Source organism: Rhodococcus sp. MPR-R1B (assembly GCF_058793255.1).
On the sequence record NZ_JBXAFO010000025.1, the window covers coordinates 54379 to 73972 of the forward strand.

Annotated in this window: 14 protein-coding genes and 1 riboswitch; of the genes, 6 read left to right on the forward strand and 8 right to left on the reverse strand. The window is 61.1% G+C overall.

All coding sequences use genetic code 11. The features are described from left to right. Nucleotides 1-78: 78 nt before the first annotated feature. A complete protein-coding gene (locus AC1Q61_RS26360) occupies nt 79-675 on the forward strand; it encodes a T3SS (YopN, CesT) and YbjN peptide-binding chaperone 1 (RefSeq protein ID WP_215516008.1) in 597 nt (198 codons plus the stop codon). Nucleotides 676-2242: 1567 nt separating this feature from the next. Here the strand turns inward: AC1Q61_RS26360 and AC1Q61_RS26365 are convergent. Then, entirely contained in the window at nt 2243-4066 is a 1824-nt protein-coding gene (locus tag AC1Q61_RS26365; protein ID WP_197494226.1) for a lipase family protein, read from the reverse strand. Nucleotides 4067-5380: 1314 nt separating this feature from the next. Beyond that, entirely contained in the window at nt 5381-6481 is a 1101-nt protein-coding gene (locus AC1Q61_RS26370; RefSeq protein WP_042926072.1) for an LLM class flavin-dependent oxidoreductase, read from the reverse strand. 296 nt (nt 6482-6777) lie between these two features. Here AC1Q61_RS26370 and AC1Q61_RS26375 point away from each other — a divergent pair, with 296 nt between their 5' ends. After that, a complete protein-coding gene (locus AC1Q61_RS26375) occupies nt 6778-7779 on the forward strand; it encodes an MBL fold metallo-hydrolase (protein ID WP_007729268.1) in 1002 nt (333 codons plus the stop codon). Between the two features lie 42 nt (nt 7780-7821). On the opposite strand, the gene AC1Q61_RS26380 is transcribed toward AC1Q61_RS26375, so the two are convergent. Beyond that, on the reverse strand, nt 7822-8742 hold the full coding sequence (locus AC1Q61_RS26380) for a universal stress protein (RefSeq protein WP_007729266.1): 921 nt from the start codon (nt 8740-8742) through the stop codon (nt 7822-7824). After that, nucleotides 8739-10184 carry an amino acid permease gene (locus tag AC1Q61_RS26385; protein WP_007729264.1) on the reverse strand — a complete coding sequence of 482 codons (1446 nt, stop codon included), beginning with the start codon at nt 10182-10184 and terminating at the stop codon, nt 8739-8741. The genes AC1Q61_RS26380 and AC1Q61_RS26385 overlap by 4 nt, the downstream gene beginning before the upstream one ends. A gap of 160 nt (nt 10185-10344) precedes the next feature. Between AC1Q61_RS26385 and AC1Q61_RS26390 the strand changes: the two genes are divergently transcribed. Then, the gene (locus AC1Q61_RS26390; RefSeq protein WP_007729262.1) at nt 10345-12138 is read left to right on the forward strand and encodes an alanine racemase; all 1794 of its coding nucleotides are present in this window, start codon (nt 10345-10347) and stop codon (nt 12136-12138) included. A gap of 31 nt (nt 12139-12169) precedes the next feature. Further along, a complete protein-coding gene (locus AC1Q61_RS26395; RefSeq protein ID WP_042926070.1) occupies nt 12170-13012 on the forward strand; it encodes a hypothetical protein in 843 nt (280 codons plus the stop codon). On the opposite strand, the gene AC1Q61_RS26400 is transcribed toward AC1Q61_RS26395, so the two are convergent. Beyond that, on the reverse strand, nt 13013-13987 hold the full coding sequence (locus AC1Q61_RS26400; RefSeq protein WP_003940665.1) for a TauD/TfdA dioxygenase family protein: 975 nt from the start codon (nt 13985-13987) through the stop codon (nt 13013-13015). Nucleotides 13988-14098: 111 nt separating this feature from the next. Between AC1Q61_RS26400 and AC1Q61_RS26405 the strand changes: the two genes are divergently transcribed. Next, nucleotides 14099-14647, forward strand: coding sequence for a nuclear transport factor 2 family protein (locus tag AC1Q61_RS26405; protein ID WP_225320091.1), 549 nt, complete (start codon nt 14099-14101; stop codon nt 14645-14647). Nucleotides 14648-14650: 3 nt separating this feature from the next. Here the strand turns inward: AC1Q61_RS26405 and AC1Q61_RS26410 are convergent, their stop codons facing one another. Further along, nucleotides 14651-14884: a hypothetical protein gene (locus tag AC1Q61_RS26410; RefSeq protein WP_007729258.1), complete on the reverse strand. Its 234-nt coding sequence runs from the start codon at nt 14882-14884 to the stop codon at nt 14651-14653. A gap of 280 nt (nt 14885-15164) precedes the next feature. Between AC1Q61_RS26410 and AC1Q61_RS26415 the strand changes: the two genes are divergently transcribed. Beyond that, nucleotides 15165-16658 carry a stealth family protein gene (locus AC1Q61_RS26415; RefSeq protein WP_020970156.1) on the forward strand — a complete coding sequence of 498 codons (1494 nt, stop codon included), beginning with the start codon at nt 15165-15167 and terminating at the stop codon, nt 16656-16658. A 51-nt stretch (nt 16659-16709) separates the two neighbouring features. On the opposite strand, the gene AC1Q61_RS26420 is transcribed toward AC1Q61_RS26415, so the two are convergent. Both AC1Q61_RS26420 and AC1Q61_RS26425 read right to left on the reverse strand, forming a co-directional pair. Continuing rightward, nucleotides 16710-18077: an NtaA/DmoA family FMN-dependent monooxygenase gene (locus tag AC1Q61_RS26420; protein WP_007729254.1), complete on the reverse strand. Its 1368-nt coding sequence runs from the start codon at nt 18075-18077 to the stop codon at nt 16710-16712. Between the two features lie 20 nt (nt 18078-18097). Continuing rightward, nucleotides 18098-19444 carry an LLM class flavin-dependent oxidoreductase gene (locus tag AC1Q61_RS26425; RefSeq protein ID WP_042926068.1) on the reverse strand — a complete coding sequence of 449 codons (1347 nt, stop codon included), beginning with the start codon at nt 19442-19444 and terminating at the stop codon, nt 18098-18100. Next, nucleotides 19427-19540, reverse strand: a riboswitch (SAM riboswitch). It overlaps the preceding gene by 18 nt. Nucleotides 19541-19594: the final 54 nt, after the last annotated feature.

The window sequence follows — 19594 nt, forward strand, 5'->3', positions numbered from 1 at the left end:
GATTACCGTAGACCTGACAGCTACCGCACGAAAACAGTGCCCAGCGCCTGCTCGGACTGGCACAGAACATGAGGATCCATGAGCGACCAAGACACGACCGCCGACCAGCCCCTCCACATCAACGGCGCAATTGCCTTGGTGACGGACGAGCGCGACGAATTGGTTCGCCTGTGCGTTCAAACTCTCGCCGAACTACTGGGCAGTGAGCCTGCCACCGATGACGACGGCGACATTGTCGTGCCGGTTCACGGGTTTGTCGTCTACGTAACTGTTGCGGATGACGGACCCCAGATCAACGTCTGGGCCTCGGTCCTGACCGGCCTCGGCAATCCCTCGCATGCTGCGACTCGGTTGATCGAACTCGCGCAGGAATGGCCTCGCCTGCGCTTCGCTTTCAGCGGCGATCACCTGCTGGTCTCCACGATGCTCGACGCAGATCCCTTCGCTCCGCAGCATCTGCTGAACCTGATCGACGAGGTTCACGACTTCACTCACGAACTCGACGACGATTTTGCTGAATCCTTCGGCGGAGACCTCGACTGCGACGCCGATGACGACAGCTACGCCGGAGACTGCAATCCCGGCGGTTGCGGCGGTGACTGTGACTGTGCGTGCGGCGATGAAGCAGACGGCGAGCTCAGCATCAGGGCGGTCACCTCGACGCCCAGCAAGTAAGCAAAACTCACGGCTAGTTTTGCGTGCGTGCATCTCTGCGATTGCAGAGATTCGCGCACGCTTACGTTTGTCGTCGCTCCACGGGACGACCGAAAGCGACCGAATGAAAATCGACTGCGCGGCAGGAACGACGACGGAAAGATCGTCACTGCCGGTTTCGCGACTGTGCAGCGCAATGACCTTCGGCCTGGCAGCGAACTCATCCAACAGACCACGACGGGTTGGCCTGCTATTCCTTTGTGCGGCTTGGCCGATCGCTCATATCAGTCGCCGATTTAGACGCCGAACGCGCCTGAATCGCGAAAAACATTCGCCTACAGCTACTTTCGTCGGCGTAATTCAACGACGCAACGCCCCCTAGATGTCGCAGTACCAACCAGACGACTGGGATTGCGGGCGAGGCCGCCCCAAGATCAGCCTGAGTACGGCTCGCACGCAGGTCCGGTGATGTAGCCCTGCTCGCAGCCGTGCTGCGTTTGGATATCACCGCTGGTCGGCTCTTTGCCACACTTAACACCGCAGCGTTCGTATCCGTTTACGACACCATCACCGTTCCGGTCTTCGTCAGGGTCATATGGGTAACCACCTCCGGGATTCGTGTTCGCCTCCGCACGCATCTCCGCACAGGCCGGATCGGTCGTGGAGTACGAGCCATCGGTGTACACCGCAGTTCCCGGGTAATCGCAGTACCGTAGAACCCTTTCCGAAGCTTGTGTAGTTGCCGGAGGCACATAGGTGTCGCAGGATGCCTCGTAGCCAGTGGTGTTATCGGAGTACAACGCGGTACCTGACTGGTAGAGGGAGAGATCGCCGCATACGAAGGTGATCGGCGCGACCTCGGGTGTGCCACTTGGGGGAGGTACTACGGACTCAGTTGCCGGGACGGCTGTTGACGATGAGCTTGATGGGGTTGTCGACGGCAAGTCTGTGCCTGGGCCGCCGCAAGCAGAAAGACTGAACGACGAGAGCAATGCGCCAACAGCGAGGATAAGCGCTCTCTTCATGTCAGTCTCCTGTGCGTTCCCGCACGCTGTTGTGTCGAACGAGCAACTCCGGCGATCATCGCCGTTAGCATTCTCCGCATCGTGCCGCCTTCACGCGGTAGCGATTCGGCTCACATTGATAATCGGCAGACGAGAAAACTCGTTACGGAGTTGCGAGTTCTCTCGCCTGTGATCGACAACATCGCGCCAGCACCGAGCCCCCGAACGACCGCCCGAACGAGAAGTTGAGCGCAGCCAGCTTTCCCGCTTCGGATTCGGCGTTCACCAGTTTTCGGTAGCACTCCTTTGTGTTGGCGGCACTCGTGACAGTGGTCGGCGTATCGACTAGTTCCGACGCTGATTGACCGATCGAGAGCCTTGACAGGAGGAAGCGAGTTGCGCGTTACTGCGTATCCGTACTGACCAATGGCCCAGTGCGCTTCATTGATCTTTGCGCAGACCGACACTGGCTCCGCAACCTGTCCGCCGGTAATCGAAGCAAGAGTGTGGTCAATTCCGTATCACTAGTAAGTGAGGCAAGTACCTTCGCGACTTAAATGACGTTCACCAGCCACTGAAACGCGTTACGTCAGCGCTGTGAAGTCGACGAGTTCCTTTTCAATGTCAGCCAAGGGCTTCTCTCCAGTTGCTGCTTCGATGGCTCGCGGCGCCAATCCTCGATCGAGCATGAATGCCATCAGTTTCGTGATTGTCGACTTGGCTGCCTGCAGCTGAGTCAACTGCCCCGACTTCGGATCGCTGAACGCCGTCAGGCGGTTGATTCGGGCGGAGAGTTTCGTCTCCACATCCGCCAACTGGTACCAGAGCGCTTCGTCATGAGGAAGGCCGAGCATCTTGCGTGCATGCTCGGTCGATACCCGCAGGATCAACGTTGTCGAATCCGTGATCGGCTGATCGGGGGCACCGCCGCCTACCGCCGCGCCCGCGGCCACCGCCGCGCCCGCTCCGGCCAAACCACCAAGCATTCCGAGACCACCGATCATCCCTCCCGGCCCGAATGCTGCAAGCCCGCCGACGATAGCGGCGCCACCTGCCGCGGCAGCCGGCGCTGCGAGCATAAGCCCGACAGGTCCGGCCGCGACCAAGGCGAGACCGACTGCGGCTGTAATTACCCTGCCCCAGGGGACGCCACCGCGACTGTCCAAGCATTTCTGGACGTCTTCGAGGGCGGTGCTCACTGTCTTTCCGAGCTGACGCACGAACCCCAATTCGACGGCGATGTCGGCGAGTGCGTCGCGGGGGGCGTTGCCAATTTCGAGTTCATACGGATCGATGATGTTCGTCAGCGCGAGCACCACCAACTCGCCGACCACTTCGTGGATCTCCCATCGATGCGGAATCATCGGCAATTGACCATTGCTCAGTTGCTGTAGTTCGACTGCGACGGGCTGTCCACTCACTGACGCGGCCTGCTCTATTTGAGCGACGATGTTGTCCTGGACGATGTCGAGTGCATGTCGGTAGCGTTCGGCCAGCGCTTTGTCTTTGAGGTTGCGGTGGACCGCATGCGCGTAGTGCAGCATCAACAACACCGAGGCCTCGTTGTCATTGAGACGAACCGCGATATCCGATGTGCGGATGGCGATTTCCTTCGAGGGGTACAGAAGATCTGCAACCAGCATGGCGAGGGCGCGATGTCCGAGATACGCCCCAGAGGCATGGGATGCGCCGTTGTCGATGACGAAATCCTGGGCGCCGGGAAAGGTGGTCGCCAGCCCCCTGCCGCCGGTGACGACGTCGCCGACATCGAGGAAGTTCGACCAGTCATCGACCCGGCCGTACGGAAACTTCTTGAGCAATCGCTCGCTGCTGTCGTGAACGGCCTGCACATTCGCCGGGCTACCGATGGTGATGAACCTGCGGACATGGACATTTTCAGGAAGGTGGTCGAGAAGATCGATCGCGATGACGCTGCCCAGGCTGTGGCCGATCAGAATGATCTCGCCAGAGGTGGGCAGATGGTCAAGGATGTGCCGCAGGATCGCTCCGCGGACCGGTTCCTCCCGAACGTACTTGCGTACTTGCTGCAGATCCAAGAGTGATAGCGATCCGATCGCGGCCTGCTGCAGTGGAGCGAGAACCTGCCCGGGCACACGATGGAAACCGAAGGTACGGACCCCGCCCTCGAGACCCAGAATCCGCTGGACTCTCGCCTGGCGCCGCTCAAAGCCGCGGCGACTGGCCGAGTCGTCGCGCGGTTTGTACGTCACCGGGGGCAGCTTCGCACCAATACCGTTTGTTGTGAGGAACGAACTGTAGTGAGGTGCGATGACCATATCCCGATTGACCGCGCCGAAACCGGCCTGTTCGAGACCGCGGTCGAGACCTTCGAGCCAACTCGATTTCGGATCGCCGTCACCGATTCCGTGCAGAAATACAATCTTCACAACCATGTCCCTCTCGAAGGTCGAACCCTGGTATCACCTAAACCACTACTGTTGTTCGCTACAAAGATTCGAAAAAGATGAGCACCGCCGAAAATCTCGAACGGATTCTCTGCGCTAACTTCGCAATACCGTACAGAGGAGGACCGACACCTCCGCGACCAGCTTGCCAAATTTCGTTCGCGACCACAGCATTAGGTCAGCCAATTATCGAGATCGGCTTCGCTCGAATGGGGTCCTCGCGATTATTTGCGGGTATGTCGCGGTATTCGTCATGCGGCTACGTCAACGATCAAGTAATCGGGGATCGCAAACCATCCACAAGCATAAACTGTGACAATGGGTCGGATCGTGCGATCCGAACCTGAACATTCCCGAACGTATATGTGACAGCGCCCGATGCGGCGGATCTGAAGGCCGATGCAGAAAATCCGTACTGAATCTCGGGCACCCCTTGAGATCTGCGACGGCGAATTCCATACCGGCTGGTTATATCCGGCTCGCGGTGCCACTGGAAGTAACCGGGTAATCAACTCGATGCAACGTGACCGCTCCGGAACTGCTCTCAGCTTGCTCACCAAGACCCACCGGCACCTGCCTGGTTGTCGCTTTGAGAGCCGAGGTTTCGGTGTACTTGAAGGCTCCGCAGTTGTCATCGTTGTCGTAACTTCAGTCGACGCGTTGTCAGTGTATGAGCCACGCTGTCAACGCCAGGGCCTCGACGCTGAGCGTCGCAGCTGGCTATTTTCGCATGGCGGTATATCGGCGAGCTCCGAGTCGTTTCGGCTGGCCCGCACTCGCCGCAATGCGGCTGGATCTCACTTCACTTTTCAGAGAACGAAATCGAGGTCAGTCGCCCACCTCGACACCGTAACCGGGACAGCAATAGCGCCAAGTCCGTGGTTATGCCCCTGACCTGCCGCCCGACGGCGCCAAACATCTGCGCGGCGGATAGATCGGCAAGAACCATCGTTCGTTCGACAGTCCAAGGCCGAGTACAGAAATGGCAAGTTTTCCGTCGGGACCCTAAACCGACTGAGACTGCTCCTAAGTCGCCGAAAGAATTGTCGCCGTCGACTGCTGCTGCGGGGACAGCAAGTTGGCGACCCGCAGGTAGAGCATCGAAATCTACGCGGACACTCGGCCCACTATCACTCGCACTGCCGACGGAGAGCTTGACTGCGCCGTCCTCATCCACGGTGTTGCTGTAGAAGACAGAATCCTGATCCGAAGCGGCTTTACTGCCTCCGCCCGGGAGGAAGACGACCATATGCCGCGCAAACTGAAGCACAAATGGCACAACCGAAATCTGACGGCTCAGGCGACGGCGGTAAAACCCTTCGCCCGATCTTTGTCGGCCGAGGTCCACAGCGTCGTCGACAGTTCGGCCTTCACCAGCGGGATAACCTCGTCCGCAAAGCGGCGCAGAGTGTCCTTCTGCTGCTCGAAGTCGAGCACGTGATTGACCGACACCGATTGGAAATCGTGGCCGTAGCTCTGGTGGTAATCGATTATCTTCTCGGCGACCCGCTCCGAAGACCCGACCAACGCCGGCCCGCGGTCGACGGCTTCCTCGATGGTCCGGAAACTCGTCGACTTTCCGACGGCTTTGGGATCGTGCTTGCGTTTGTCGGCCTGCGCAACGGCGCCTTCGTAGATCGGACGGAACTCTTCGATGGCCTGTTCGGTCGTGTCGGCGAGGAACAATCCGCCCGAACCCGAGCCGACGTACGCCTTGGACGGGTCGTGCCCGTACGCCAGGTACTGCTCGCGGTAGTGGTCGATCAGCACTTTGTAGTTCTCACGAGGCTGGAAGGCGTTGGCGGTGACGATGGGATCGCCCCACTTCGCCGCGAGTTCGACGGCCTCGAACGAGGTAGCCGATCCATGCCAGATACGGAACGGGCCGTCATACGGACGCGGTAGCGTCGTCGCGTCCTCGAGCGATGGTCGGTGAGTCCCCACCCACTTGACGTTTTCCTCGCTGATCAGCAGTTTGAGGAGTTCGTAGTTCTCGGTGAGGTATTCGTACTGCTTGGCGATGTCCAACCCGAGGAGCGGGTACTGAAGGACCTCGTTGCCCTTGCCGATCACGATCTCGAGGCGTCCCCGGCTCAGCTGATCGATGGTTCCGAAATCTTCGGCGACTCGAATCGGGTCCAGTAGCGACAGAACGGTGACACCAGTCGAGAGCAGGATTCTGTCTGTGGCCTGCGCAATTGCCCCCAAAACGACGGTTGGCGCCGACGAAAGAACCGGCCCGGCGTGGCGCTCACCCACCGAGAACGAATCGATACCCAGTTCTTCGGCGAGAACCGCCAGTTCGACGACGCGGTTGAGCCGATCGGACGGGGCAACTTCCTCGCCGGTCACTGGATGGGGTGGGTTGAAAATGATGTCCAGAACCTGAAAACGCATGACCCGTCTTTCTCGATAACCACACAGCACGCCTGTCCCTCGGAGGCTAGTGCGCGACTGCTCGACGGATCCGCCATCCGAGGACGCGCCCAACGCAACGAATTCGCGAAATACGCTATTCAGCAGGATCTTTCGACTCAATGAGACCATTCAGTCGATAAAACTCTCACCGATCCGAAGTCGCCCGAAAACATGCCGAACTCCCGCCAGGCAGGACCTGTGTCACCGACCAAACGAGCGCACGGTAAACATGAAGTACTAAGAGTGCGTTCCCTTATCGTTAAGAGGTACTTGTTATGAACGGTGCGGCGGCCATCGGTGATGGCATATTCCAGATTCCTGTCCCGATCACGGACAACCCGCTCGGGCACACGCTCGTCTACGCCATGGAATCCCCCGGCGGACTGATCTTGGTCGACGCTGGCTGGGGTGACGACAACGGCTGGCAGGGCCTCAACGCGGGGCTCGCCGAGATCGGGCATTCGGTGACCGACATCGAGGGCGTCGTGGTCACGCACTTCCATCCGGACCACACCGGACTGTGCGGACGGGTCCGCGAGGCATCCGGCGCTTGGATCGCCATGCACGAGGACGACCACTACCTGTTCGATCAGATGGCCACTGCGCGTAACGAGGAGTGGATGGCGTACCAGCTCGACAACATGGAACGTGCCGGAGCGCCCGCAGCTGACCGTGATGCCTTCCGACTGGCTGCCGCGGGCGAGTCTCCGGTGGGCCCCGAGTCCGCTCCCGACCGCCTTCTCGTCGACGACGAGATCATCGCACTCACCGGCCGCGGCCTCCGCGTTGTCTACACCCCCGGCCACACGCCTGGTCACGTCTGCTTCTACCTCGACGACGCCGACGTCATGTTCACCGGCGACCACGTTCTGCAGAAGACCACACCACACGTCGGCAATTTCGTGTACCCACTCGACGGGCGAGACGCCCTCGCCGACTTCCTCCACTCGCTCGCACGCGTGCAGAACATGAACATCACCCGCGGTCTCGGCGCTCACGGCATTCCGATCGACGACGTCGGTGGCCGCGCCGGCGAGCTGATCGAGCATCACCAGGAGCGACTCGATCACCTGCTGCAAGAGTTCGCCGACGACAAGCTCACCGTGTGGGACGTCGCGGCAAAGATGAAGTGGTACAAGCCGTGGGCCGAGATCTCCCCGATGGGAAAGACGATGGCGTTGTCCGAAGGTGCAGCTCACCTTCGCCATCTGGTTGCCCGAGAGCAGGTCTCTCAGGTTCCCGGCTCCGAGCCCGCGCTCTTCGCTCGCTCCGTCTGAAAGATCAGGGCCGACAAGCACTCCGCTCGTCGGCCCTGATCTCTATTCCGCTTCGGCCTGATCGACTATTCGGGTCGACGCCGATCGCGGCACCACTACCACCGGAACCGGTGAGTACCGCACGATCTTCGCCGCCCGACTGCCGAGGAACACCCGCGCCAGTGGACCTGCCTTGCTCGAGCCGACAGTCAGAACGTCACCTCGGTCCCACTCGACGCCCTCGAGCGCCTCGGCCCAGTTACGACCATGGCTGATAACCGATTCCATGACGTCGGGTGTTTCGGGCAGTGCACGCACGCGCTCGAAGGCAGCGTTGGTCTCACGCTCGACCACCTCGGCCCACTCAGAGATGATCGGTGAATCCCCCTCGGTCCCGAGCGTGGTCGTGTACTGCGCGTTCGCACGAACTGCAAACGCCGCCAATCTGAGTCCGGCATCGACACGCGCAGCCACAGTCGCGGCGGCGAGCACCAGATCGTCCTGATCTGGTGTGCCCGAGTAGGCGGCGGTGACGCGGCGAACCACCTCACCGGGCTTGGTTCGAAATCCCCTCGGCGCCAGGGCGACCGGAACGTCGGAGCTGTGCAGCAAGCGGGAGGTGACACTGCCGAGAGCCACGTGACCGAACACCCCGGCTGTGGACGAATCCAGGACGATCATCTTGGCTTCGTGCTCGTGAACAAGATCGAGCAGGCCACTCGACGTCGACTGAGCCTCATGCACGACATAGGTCACATCGACGTCGGAGGGCATGTCTGCCCGCGCTTTCGCCAGCGCCGCTTCGGCTTCGGCTCGCAACTGCTGGTGGTATTCGGCGTCGACACGCGCCATTCCGGGCGGTGGCGGCGAGGGAATCACCGCGCAGATCACCAACGGTTCACCGGACGAGCGCGCCAACAGCGTTGCCAGATGGACGGTTCCGGAACTGTCACCGTCGGGTGCGTATCCCGCGAGCAGCGTCATGACTCGGACTCCGATCCCAATTCGGCGCGGTTCTTCGCACCGAGGCGCGAGTGCTTCATACCGTAGGCGAAGTACCAGATGATCGCGACGGTCACCCAGACGAGGAACACGTAGATCGTGACGGTTCGGAGGTCCTTGATGATCCACAGGCAGCCCAGGATCGAGAGGATCGGTGTCACCGGATAGCCGGGAACTTTGAAGCTGCGCGGCAGGTCCGGGTCACTGCGCCGCAGGATGATGACCCCGACCGAAACCACGAGGAACGCCACCAGGGTTCCGATGCTGGTCATTTCGGCGAGGAAGTTGATCGGAATGAAACCGGCCAGAATGCTGATGACGACGCAGACGATGATGGTGTTGGGCACCGGCGTCAGAGTCCGCGGGTTCACCTTGTGGAAGATCGACGGAATCATGCCGTCGCGTGACATCGCGAACAGGATGCGGGTCTGACCGTAGATGACCACGAGCGTGACGCTGCAGATCGAGATCACCGCACCGGCGGCCAGAAGTGTTCCCGGCCAGGTAGATCCGGTCACCTGTTCGAGGATCGCGGACAGTCCGGCTTCCTGACCTTCGAACGATGCGGAATCCTGTGCACCGATCGCGACGGCGACAACGGCGATGTAGATCGCGGTGACGGACACGAGCGCAATGAGGATCGCGAGGGGGAGATTGCGACGAGGGTTCTTCACTTCTTCGCCGGCAGTGGACACAGCGTCGAGGCCGATGTACGAGAAGAAGATGATTCCGGCGGCGGACATGACGCCACTGAATCCGAACGGTGCGAAGTCGGCGAAGTGATTGCTGTTCCATCCGGCGATGCCGACCACGATGAAGAGCAGCAGAATTGCGAGTTTGATCGAGACCATGATGGCGTTGGCCTTGGCCGATTCACTGGCGCCGCGGATGAGCAGAACACCGCACAGGCACACCAGGATCACTGCGGGCAGATTGATGATGCCGCCCTGCTCGGGCGCTTGTGACAATGCGTCGGGAATCTGGAACCCGAAGAGGTTGCCCAGTAGCTGGTTCAAATACTGCGACCATCCGACGGACACCGCCGCGGCCGAGACTCCGTACTCGAGAAGCAGACACGCGCCGACGGCCATGGCCGGAAGCTCTCCGAGCGTCGCGTAAGCGTAGGAATACGACGAGCCCGACGCCGGGACAGCTCCGGCCAACTCCGCGTAACAGATCGCCGTGAGTCCCGCGACGACACCGGCAACAACGAAGGAGATGATCACTGCCGGACCCGCAACCGGGACTGCCTGCGAGAGGACGAAGAAGATGCCGGTGCCAATCGTGGCGCCGATGCCGAACATGGACAACTGCGCCAAACCGATACTGCGGGTCAGCTCACCGCCGTTGGTATCTGCGCCGGTCTCCTGGTCTATCTGCAAAGCCGGCTTGCGCCGAAGTACGTGTTTGACGAGAGTAGCCATCGACGCTCCTCTAGAGTGCCTGGTAGGAAACTGTTGTATCCTCATACTGCACGTAAGTGTCCTGCGACACAACAGTTGGAGCAAAGTTGTCCAGCTCACGCCAACCGTCCGGTCTGGAATGCCCGGATCGTGAACCGCCTTCGGAGAAAACGGGGAGATCATGACCGGACCGACCATCACCGTCGACCTGCGTCGTATCGAACAGAATGCGCGCGTCCTCGTCGAAGCGTCCAATGCCAAGGGTATTGAGGTGGCGGGCGTCAGCAAATCTACATGTGGCTCCCCCAAGGTGGCGCGAGCAATGGTCCGCGGCGGCGTCGCGCAGATCGCCGACTCCCGCCTGGACAACCTGGCCCGCATTCGCCGCGACGGCATCACCGTTCCCTTGATGCTGATCCGCGCACCGTCGTTGAACGAGATCGACGACACGATCCGCTACGCGGACATCAGCCTCAACTCGGAGTTGACGACGATTGTTGCTCTGGGCAGAGCAGCACGGGCGCGAGGAGTCGTCCACGACATCGTGCTGATGATCGACCTCGGAGATCTCCGCGAAGGGATCCTGCCGGCGGAGGCGTTGGACGTAGTCGCTGAAATCCTTCCCATCGAGGGCATCAGACTGATCGGAATCGGCGCGAACCTCGCGTGCGTCGGCGGCATCCAGCCGACCGTCGACAACCTGTCGAATCTGGTCTACCTAGCCGACGAAATCACGAAGCGGTTCTCGATCGAACTGCCGATCGTTTCCGGCGGCAATACGTTCTCTCTGCCACTCCTCGAGACCGGAACGATGCCCGAGGGGATCAACCATCTGCGTTTGGGTGCCAGCATCGTTCTGGCCGAATCACCGACTCCCCCAGGACTGTACGAACTGCTGAACAACGACGCCTTCACTCTCACCGCGGACATCATCGAGGCCAAGATCAAGCCGTCGCGGCCGTATGGAGTCTCAGGGGAAGACGCGTTCGGCCGACGCCCCGTCTTCGACAACGAGGACAAGCCGAGCCGACGCCTGATCTTGTCCATCGGCCGCGAAGACATCTCGCCCGAAGGCTTGACCCCGATCGATCCGCGCCTGAAGGTGATCAGCGCCAGTAGCGATCACCTCCTCGTCGACGCCGGAGAAACAGGTGACGAATACCGACTGGGTGGCACCGTCGACTTCACGATCGATTACGGCGCGCTCTTGATGGCGATGACATCGCCCTACGTCGAAAAGCGATACGTTCTGGGCACCGAACCGATCGATGCCAATGCGACCGTCGAATTGATCGACCTCGAAACTACCGGCCTGGCAAGCCATCTCCTCGATCACGGTCTACGTGAGGACATGTCCGGAATCGGTTTCGACTGCATTCAAGCAGAGAATGCCGCTGCGGATCTCACAACGCTGCCGCTGTGGCTCACTGCCGAAGCCTGGCAGAACACCAGAATTCCGATCGCCACCGAACCTGGAACCGATTTGGGTGCAATCATTTTCGCTTCACACGGTGACATCGAACAATTGCTGTCGTCGGCGGCGGATCTGCACGGCCCCAGTTTGGAGAACACCGTCTTGGTGGGCGTCAAGAACGCCACGGTCGATCACAAGCGCGCACTCGACGAGTACGGGGTATTGCTGGTGACGATCGACGAGATCGATCGCCATGGCATGGCGGCCTTGATGCCTCGCGTCCTCGCCGCGGCGGGCCAGGGTGTGAACGGCGTCCACGTCCATTTCGACATGGACATCATCGACGGACGTGTTCTCGGAGTCGACGACACGACACATCTGGGCGGCCTCACATTCCGAGAAGCGCACCTCGCCGCCGAATTCATCAGCGAGACCGGCCTGACGAGATCGATTTCGATCGGCAGCGTCGCGGCAGCGGATTCCGATCCCCTCGGACGGCAAGCGACCTTCGTCGACGGACTGGTTGCATCGCTGCTCGGGCGCAAGGTGGTCAAAGCCTGACGCTGTCGGCAGCCCTTGCGAGAATCGTCCGATGATCACGCGGAGCTCCGGTCAGCACGTATTCATCGCACTCGGCACGCCATGGATCGATGCCGTGGTCGCGTTTCTCGAACCCCGAGCCCGTGTCGATCCCTGGATCATGCACGGAAAGATGGCCATCGGTGACCTGCTGATCACTGTTCTCGACACCACTCCTCGCACGCTGCTCTGCATCGAGACCGTGGCTGCGCCCTTCGACGGCACGTCGCCGATGGAAGTCGATGAACGCCCGTACGAACTCCACGGTTTGCCCACCGTTCCAGAACTCGAACAACGATGGTCCATCACGTTTCCCACGGATCCTGGGCCGGTCGACGACGCACTGGCCGACCAGATTCTCACGGCCGGCCAGTCACACTATGCGCACTACTTCGGCGACATCGACACGCTGGATCCGACGTCCACAGCTGCCCACGCCCGAACGTTGATGAACGAGCGGGGAAACTGCACAGGTTGCGGCTCACCGATGCCGTTGCGAAAGTTCAACAGCAGCGATCGCCTTCACTTTCATTCCGCATCACGGATCTTCAGGCAGGCTGAACCTGGTGACGACTACCCAGCCGTCCTGTGCCGCAAGTGCACCGGAAGGATGGCCACGTCTGGGCACACCAACTTCATCGACTACATGCTGGCGAAAAATCCACCGTGCCCACACTGCGGTGCACACAGAACCGCTCAGTGTGCCCCGGGGATGCCGGTCCATCCGTTCGATCACCTACCGTGGCTCGCCGTAACTGGCTGCGTCGTGGGACCGGACACCCCGGAATGGACGTGCCGAGCGTGCAGTCACTCATGGGGACAGATGTTCCCGCCGGATCACCCGCAGCACGACTGATCAGTTCGCGGCGAAGCCGGGAAGCCGATCGATGTCCGCGATGATCGAATACTCCGCGGCGTCACCCTGGAGGATTCGACTCTGCTCGCCGTGGACGTCGACGGGGACGTCGCCGGCCAATGTCACTCGGTGCACACTGCGCGCCTGAGTCCCGTAGTCGGCGATACCGTAATGCTGAGTCGCCTGGTTGTCCCAGATCGCCAGGTCGCCGGCCGACCAGTTCCATCGAACAGTGTTTTCCAACTTGATGATTCGTGCCTGCAGGATCTGGTAAAGAGCGACCGACTCCGACGGCTTGAGCCCGACGAACTCCTTGAAGAAGTGACCGAGCAGGAGGGTCTTCTCCCCCGTCGCCGGATGGATACGCACCACCGGGTGTTCGGTCTCGTAGATCTCACGGGTGAATTCGGCGTAGTAGGCCTGGCGCTGCGCGTCTACCGGGTTCGCCTGATCGACAACCTCGGCATAGTCGTAGGCATTGGTGTGAACGGCCCGCAAATTCTCGACCAAGACCTTGAGTGAAGACGGCAGTTGGTCGTACGCGGCGGTGGTCGACGCCCACGTGGTCGCTCCGCCGTACTCGGGAATGGTCGTCGCTCGCAGAATCGAGGCTTTCGGGATGCGGTCGACGAACGTCACGTCCGTGTGCCAACTGTTGGCGGCACGGTCGAGCACCAACAGCTTGTCGCCCCTGGACTTCACCGTCGGATGCGGGGTGGTCTGGGTGCCGAGGGTTCCGGCGAATTCGTACTGCGACGTGTCGTCGAGATGATGCTGCCCACGGAAGAACACAACCTTGTGCGCTGCCAGCGCATAGTTGATCGCGTAAGCGGTCTCTTCGGACAAGTCCCCGGAGAGATGGACGCCGTCGATGCGGGCGCCGATCAGCTCGCCTACTTTGTGGACGGTGATTCCGCCGGCAGCGTAGATCTGCTCCGGGGTCTGGGTGACACGTTCGAGTTCGGTGACGGACATGGCGATCTCCTGTGAGTCGGTCAAGCCTACGGGCGCGGCAGTCGTCATGGCGCTGCCTACTGTGAACACTCAATCATTTACGCTGCGGGCTCGAATACGGTTGAACTCGAGGTGATCTCAAAGTTCGCCGCTCCCTCGCCGGAGAATATTGCCGCTCACTGGGACGAGGCCGTCGTCGTTGTCGTCATGAGCTGTAGCGTGCGATCTGCCGCACCCACGTCTACGGAGGACAGCATGCAACCCGAGGGCCCTGCCGAACAGATTCGTTCAACGCTCGCTCGCATCGCGCATCTTGCCGATACCGGCTCGGTCGAGGATTACGTGGAGCAGTTCACGCGCGAGGCCGAATGGAACATGCCGGCCAATCCCGATCGCGGTATCCCCGCACAGGTACGACGTGGCCGTGAAGAAATTGCTGCTGGAGTTCGCGAGCGTCGCGCGGCCGGCATTCAAGGGCCTGGCACGTTCACACGTCACGTCACCACGGCGATCGCCGTGGACGTGACGTCGGAAACTACAGCCCGCGCGGATGCGGTGTGGACGTTCTACGTCGACACAGCCACGTCGCCCGAACTCAGCGGCGTCGGGAGCTACGCGGACGAGTTCGAACTCGAAGACGGGCGGTGGCGACTCTCGCGACGGGTGATTTCGCGCGGCTGACGCTCAGTCTTCTTCGCCGGTGATCGCCTCACACCAGTCTTCGACCTGATCGATCCCCTCTTCCGTCCATTCCGGGCTCATATCTTCGAGTGCATCGAAGACAACCTCGCAGGTCAGCATCTCCGGTGAACCCTCCGACCCCGCTGCCTCGGTTCGCTCCGCAGACGCTGTCGCAACTGGGCCGGCGGCCAGCGCAACCGCCATCGCGCCTGTTCCGACCATCGCTTTCACACGCATCGGTTCTCCTCCTTCACTCTCGCTTCGGTCCTCGGGGTACCCGACTCGCCCCGCGCTACCCATCCCCGTCACTCATGTCCGACTTTCGGCGCCGACGGCATAGACTGAGCTCGTCGCCACCACGCTCTCGCAGCGTCGGGGGCGACAGATACACAGCTGGATCAGAATCGGAAGGCATCCCATTACAGAATCTCCCGCTCCGCACGACATCTACTTCGTACCTCCGGAGCAGGACAGCCCCAATCCTGTGGAGCCGGCGTCGGCCGCGTCACGCGCACGGATGGGCGAGCTACCCGAGACCGTCCGATTCAAGAATCGTTTTGCCCTCGCGATCACGACCACCACGCCGCTCGAAGCGATGGTCGAAGATCTCCTCTTCATCCGCGACATCCTCGACGCCGCAGGAATCGAGTATCTACTCGTCCGCGGAAACGACGAGCGCCCGGTCATCGCGGTCAGCTGGACGGAACGCAAGAACCTGCGGCAGGCACTTGTCGAGGGATGCGCAAACGCACCCTTCTATTCCAAAACCGTCGACGCGAAGAAGAGTCCAGCGCTCCTTGTCGCGGACGGTGCCCTGTCGAAAACCAACAAGTCACGGATCTTCCGCTTGTTCCGTCCGAGGGTTCACGTCGCAAGCGGTATGAACTACGGCGCGAACATCGGCGTTCAGATCGAATTGTGGTCGATTTCCGACGAAGAAATCGTCCTACCCGTCGAGAACTCACTGACACGACGAACCGTCCTCCCCGAAGAAGCTGTCCGAGGAACCGTCGAGCGATTCGGCCGGATCTGGCCGACCATCGAGAACATGTTCGCCGATCATGCCTCCGATATCAGCTTCGATATCGATCTTGTCTTTTCCTGGGTCGACGGTTCTTCCAAAGAGTTTCAGGCTCAGCGCGCCAAGCGCATGCAGAACTACATCGTCGGCGAGGGCGACGAATCAGAAGCGCGCTTCCGTCAGATCGACGAGCTCAAATACGCACTTAGATCTATCCACATGTACGCGCCGTGGATCCGGCGGATCTTCGTCGCAACCGATTCCGATCGTCCGGACTGGCTTGCCGACGATCCGCGAGTCACGTTCATGCCCAGCGAAAAGTTCTTCGCCGATCCAAGTGTGTTGCCCACCCACAATTCTCAAGCTGTCGAGTGCCAGCTGCACCATATTCCGGGTCTGGCAGAGCATTTCCTCTACTCCAATGACGACATGTTCTTCGGTCGCCCCGTCGGCCCTGACATGTTCTTCTCCCCCGGTGGGATCAGCATGTTCATCGAGGCCGACACCAGAATCGGATTGGGACACAACGACAACGACCGCAGCGGGTTCGAGAATGCGGCCCGCGTCAACCGCCGTCTGCTGCAGGACCGCTTCGGTCTGATGACCACCAGACATCTGGAGCACGCAGCGACGCCACTACGCAAGAGCGTGATGGCCGAGATGGAACGCGAGTTCGCCGAAGACTTCGCGGCCACTGCAGCAAGCACCTTCCGCGCGAGTTCCAATATCTCGGTGACCAATTCGCTGTACCACTACTACACGCTCATGAGTGGACGGTCGGTGGTGCAGAAGTCCGCCGCCGTCAAATACGTCGACACGACGGTCAAGGCCGGTTTGCGCGACATGGACTCACTGCTCGCCAAGCGCTCCATGGACTTCTTCTGCCTCAACGACGGCAGCGCTCCGGAGATCGATCTGGAACTTCGGACACGCAAGATCACTGAGTTCCTGGAGAGCTACTACCCCATCCCGGCGCCCTGGGAAGCCTAGACGAAACAAGGGCCCAGCCGATTTCGGCTGGGCCCTTGCTACTTCGGTCGATCAGCGTGCTGTCACATGCTCCCGTTGCACCGGAATGGGCAGACCGAGATTGTCACGCAACGTCGTTCCTTCGTAGTCACTGCGGAGAACACCTCGATCCTGCAGCAGCGGCACCACGTCGTCGACGAACTCGTCGAGGCCGGTCGGCACAAGGTGCGACCCGAGGATGAACCCATCCGAACCGTCGTTGCTGACAAACGAATCTATTTTCTCGGCAACCTGCTGCGGTGTACCGACGATCGGTCCACGCTCGAACTGATCGATCACCACTTCGCGCAGATTCAACTTCTTGCTCTCCGCTACCGCGCGCAGTTTTGCGACGGTCGCGAAACGATCTTGGTGAATGAAGGCGCGGCCCTGGATGATCGGCGGAGCCTCGGGATCCGGAGCGATATCGGGTAGTGGTCCTTCGGGGTCGTACTTCGACAGATCGAGATTCCAGATCTGTTCGAGCAGAACCAAAGCGGTCTGGCCGGTGACCTGCTGGTCGCGAATCTCTCGGTACTTCTCGATCGCATCTGCCTCCGAGGTGCCGAGAACAAAACTCGCCGACGGCAAGATCTTGATGTCACCCGGGTCACGTCCGGCCGCAACGGCACGTGCTTTGATATCGCGATAGAAATCGGCCGCCTCGGGCAACTGACCGTACGGTGAGAAGATCGCGTCGGCATTGCCGGCAGCAAAATCGCGCCCCTGCGGCGACACCCCGGCCTGCAGAATAACCGGGCGCCCTTGCGGGCTACGCGGCACTGTGAATCGGCCGTTCACGTCGAAATGCGATCCATGAAAAGCGAATTCACCGGCATCCGGTCGCGCGAGAAAGCGCCCTGATGCCTTGTCGGCCACGATGTCGTCGCTTCGCCACGAATCCCAGAGTTCACGCACCAGCGCTACGGTCTCCTCCGCACGCTCGTATCGTTGCGCGCGGTCGAGGTATCCGCCGCGGCGAAAGTTCTGGCCGGTGAATGCGTCGAACGAGGTGACGACGTTCCAGGCGGCACGTCCTCCGGACAACTGATCGAGCGTCGCGAATTGGCGGGCCAGTTCATACGGCTCGTTGAACGTGGCATTGATAGTGCCGGCCAATCCGAGGTGTTCGGTTACCGCCGCCAACGATGCAAGGACCGTGAAGGTGTCCGGCCTACCGATGATGTCCTGATCGAAAATCTGTCCTGCACGCTCACGAAGGGCAAGGCCTTCGGCGAGGAAGAAGAAGTCGAACTTCCCACGCTCGGCGGTTCGAGCGGTGTGTTCGAAGGAATCGAACTCGATCTGGCTGCCCGCCTGCGGATCCCACCATGCAGTGTGATGGTTGACGCCGCCGAGGTAGGCACCCAGGATGACCTGCTTACGCTTCTGAGAACTCATGAAAATGTATTCCTCGTCTGTCAGGCGGCCGGAGTACCGGCGGCGTAGCGGTTGGGAACGTCGATGGGTAGGCCAAGCAGTCCGCGAAGATTCGTCTGCGGATACTCGGTGCGGAATACGTTGCGTCGCTGCAATTCAGGTACCAGCTCACCTGCGATCGCGTCGAGGTCGTCCACGACGACGCCCGGCCGCAACCGGAAGCCGTCGATTCCCAACTGCTGCCACCGGAGCAGAAGATCTGCCAACTCAGCCGCGGTGCCGGTGAAGGTCAGCGCGTCCGAACGGTATTCGGCGCCGGCCTGCGCGTCGAGGCGAGCGAGCCGTTCCTTTCCGGTTTCTTCCGGAGCATCGAAGAATACGACGATGTCGGTGAAGACCCGAAGCGGTTCGCCGGTGCGCTGCACGTGTTCTTCGGCTGCTCGCACTTCACCCAGGATTGCCGTGACCTGCTCGTCGTCGAACGGCGTCACGAACACCAGATCGGCCGTCCGCGCCGCCAGCTCGTACGCGACCCGCTGATGTGCCAATGCGGTGACGACGGGATGCCCCTGCGGCGGGCGCGGAGTCACCGACGGTCCACGGACCGAGAGGTACTTTCCCTCGAAGTCGATGTAGTGCAACTTGTCTCGGTCGATGAACCGGCGCTGCTCCACGTCGCGGATCTCGGCGCCGTCCTCCCAGCTGTCCCAGAGTCGCCGGATTACGTCAGCTGCCTCCGCAGCTTCGTCGAACAGGTCGCGCACGAAGTCCGGGAGGACGCCTGAAACGATCGACTGACGGTCGGCATCGGTGAGCGCGGGGATGTCGCGACGCCCGAACTGTGCTGCCTCGGATTCCGACGCCGACACCTTCACCTGCCACCCGGCGCGACCGCGCGAGGTGTAGTCCAGCGTGGCAACGGCTTTGGACACGTGGAACGGTTCGGTGTGAATGGTGGTGATGGTCGGGATCAACCCGATGTTGCTCGTGATCGGTGCCAGTCGGGCGGCCACGAGATGTGCGTCGAGCCGAGCGCGCACCCGGTCAACCGCGTCGTCGACAGGCTCGAGTGGGTTGGCCGGCACCGAGAGACTGTCCTCGATGGTGACGAAATCGAGCAGACCACGCTCGGCGATCGTCACCACGTCAGTCCAATACGACGCGCTGAACAGCTCACTCGGGCGCGAGTGCGGCTCTCGCCAGGCCGCTGGGTGCCAACCGGTACCGTCCAGCGCTACGGCGAGATGCAACGGAGCAAGATGAGAAGAAGGGGTGGAGGTCATCGGCGCATACTCCTGTTCGAGAACTACTCGGGAGCGCACAGTGCCGACCGCAGAAACCGTCAGCACCCGACTGACGGTTCTCGTGGCGACTGCCGCTTGCGACACGCACCGCGCGTATCGCCAGGTGTGATTCCGGGGCACCCCATCGGCATGAAGGGTTGCCGTCCAGCTAGCCGGTCCTTGTTGCTGGAGCTCTGCACCTACCTCGACGGTAGTGAGTACGCGACCGCCCGGCAATCACCCGGAACTGCGCGT

Excerpts from the sequence above, each read along its gene's own strand:
- AC1Q61_RS26385 (WP_007729264.1), bottom strand. The coding sequence starts at position 10,184 with ATGGCTACTCTCGTCAAACACGTACTTCGGCGCAAGCCGGCTTTGCAG.
- AC1Q61_RS26370 (WP_042926072.1), bottom strand. The coding sequence starts at position 6,481 with ATGCGTTTTCAGGTTCTGGACATCATTTTCAACCCACCCCATCCAGTG.
- AC1Q61_RS26390 (WP_007729262.1), top strand. The coding sequence starts at position 10,345 with ATGACCGGACCGACCATCACCGTCGACCTGCGTCGTATCGAACAGAAT.
- AC1Q61_RS26395 (WP_042926070.1), top strand. The coding sequence starts at position 12,170 with ATGATCACGCGGAGCTCCGGTCAGCACGTATTCATCGCACTCGGCACG.
- AC1Q61_RS26415 (WP_020970156.1), top strand. The coding sequence starts at position 15,165 with ATGGGCGAGCTACCCGAGACCGTCCGATTCAAGAATCGTTTTGCCCTC.
- AC1Q61_RS26360 (WP_215516008.1), top strand. The coding sequence starts at position 79 with ATGAGCGACCAAGACACGACCGCCGACCAGCCCCTCCACATCAACGGC.
- AC1Q61_RS26400 (WP_003940665.1), bottom strand. The coding sequence starts at position 13,987 with ATGTCCGTCACCGAACTCGAACGTGTCACCCAGACCCCGGAGCAGATC.
- AC1Q61_RS26380 (WP_007729266.1), bottom strand. The coding sequence starts at position 8,742 with ATGACGCTGCTCGCGGGATACGCACCCGACGGTGACAGTTCCGGAACC.
- AC1Q61_RS26420 (WP_007729254.1), bottom strand. The coding sequence starts at position 18,077 with ATGAGTTCTCAGAAGCGTAAGCAGGTCATCCTGGGTGCCTACCTCGGC.
- AC1Q61_RS26410 (WP_007729258.1), bottom strand. The coding sequence starts at position 14,884 with ATGCGTGTGAAAGCGATGGTCGGAACAGGCGCGATGGCGGTTGCGCTG.
- AC1Q61_RS26375 (WP_007729268.1), top strand. The coding sequence starts at position 6,778 with ATGAACGGTGCGGCGGCCATCGGTGATGGCATATTCCAGATTCCTGTC.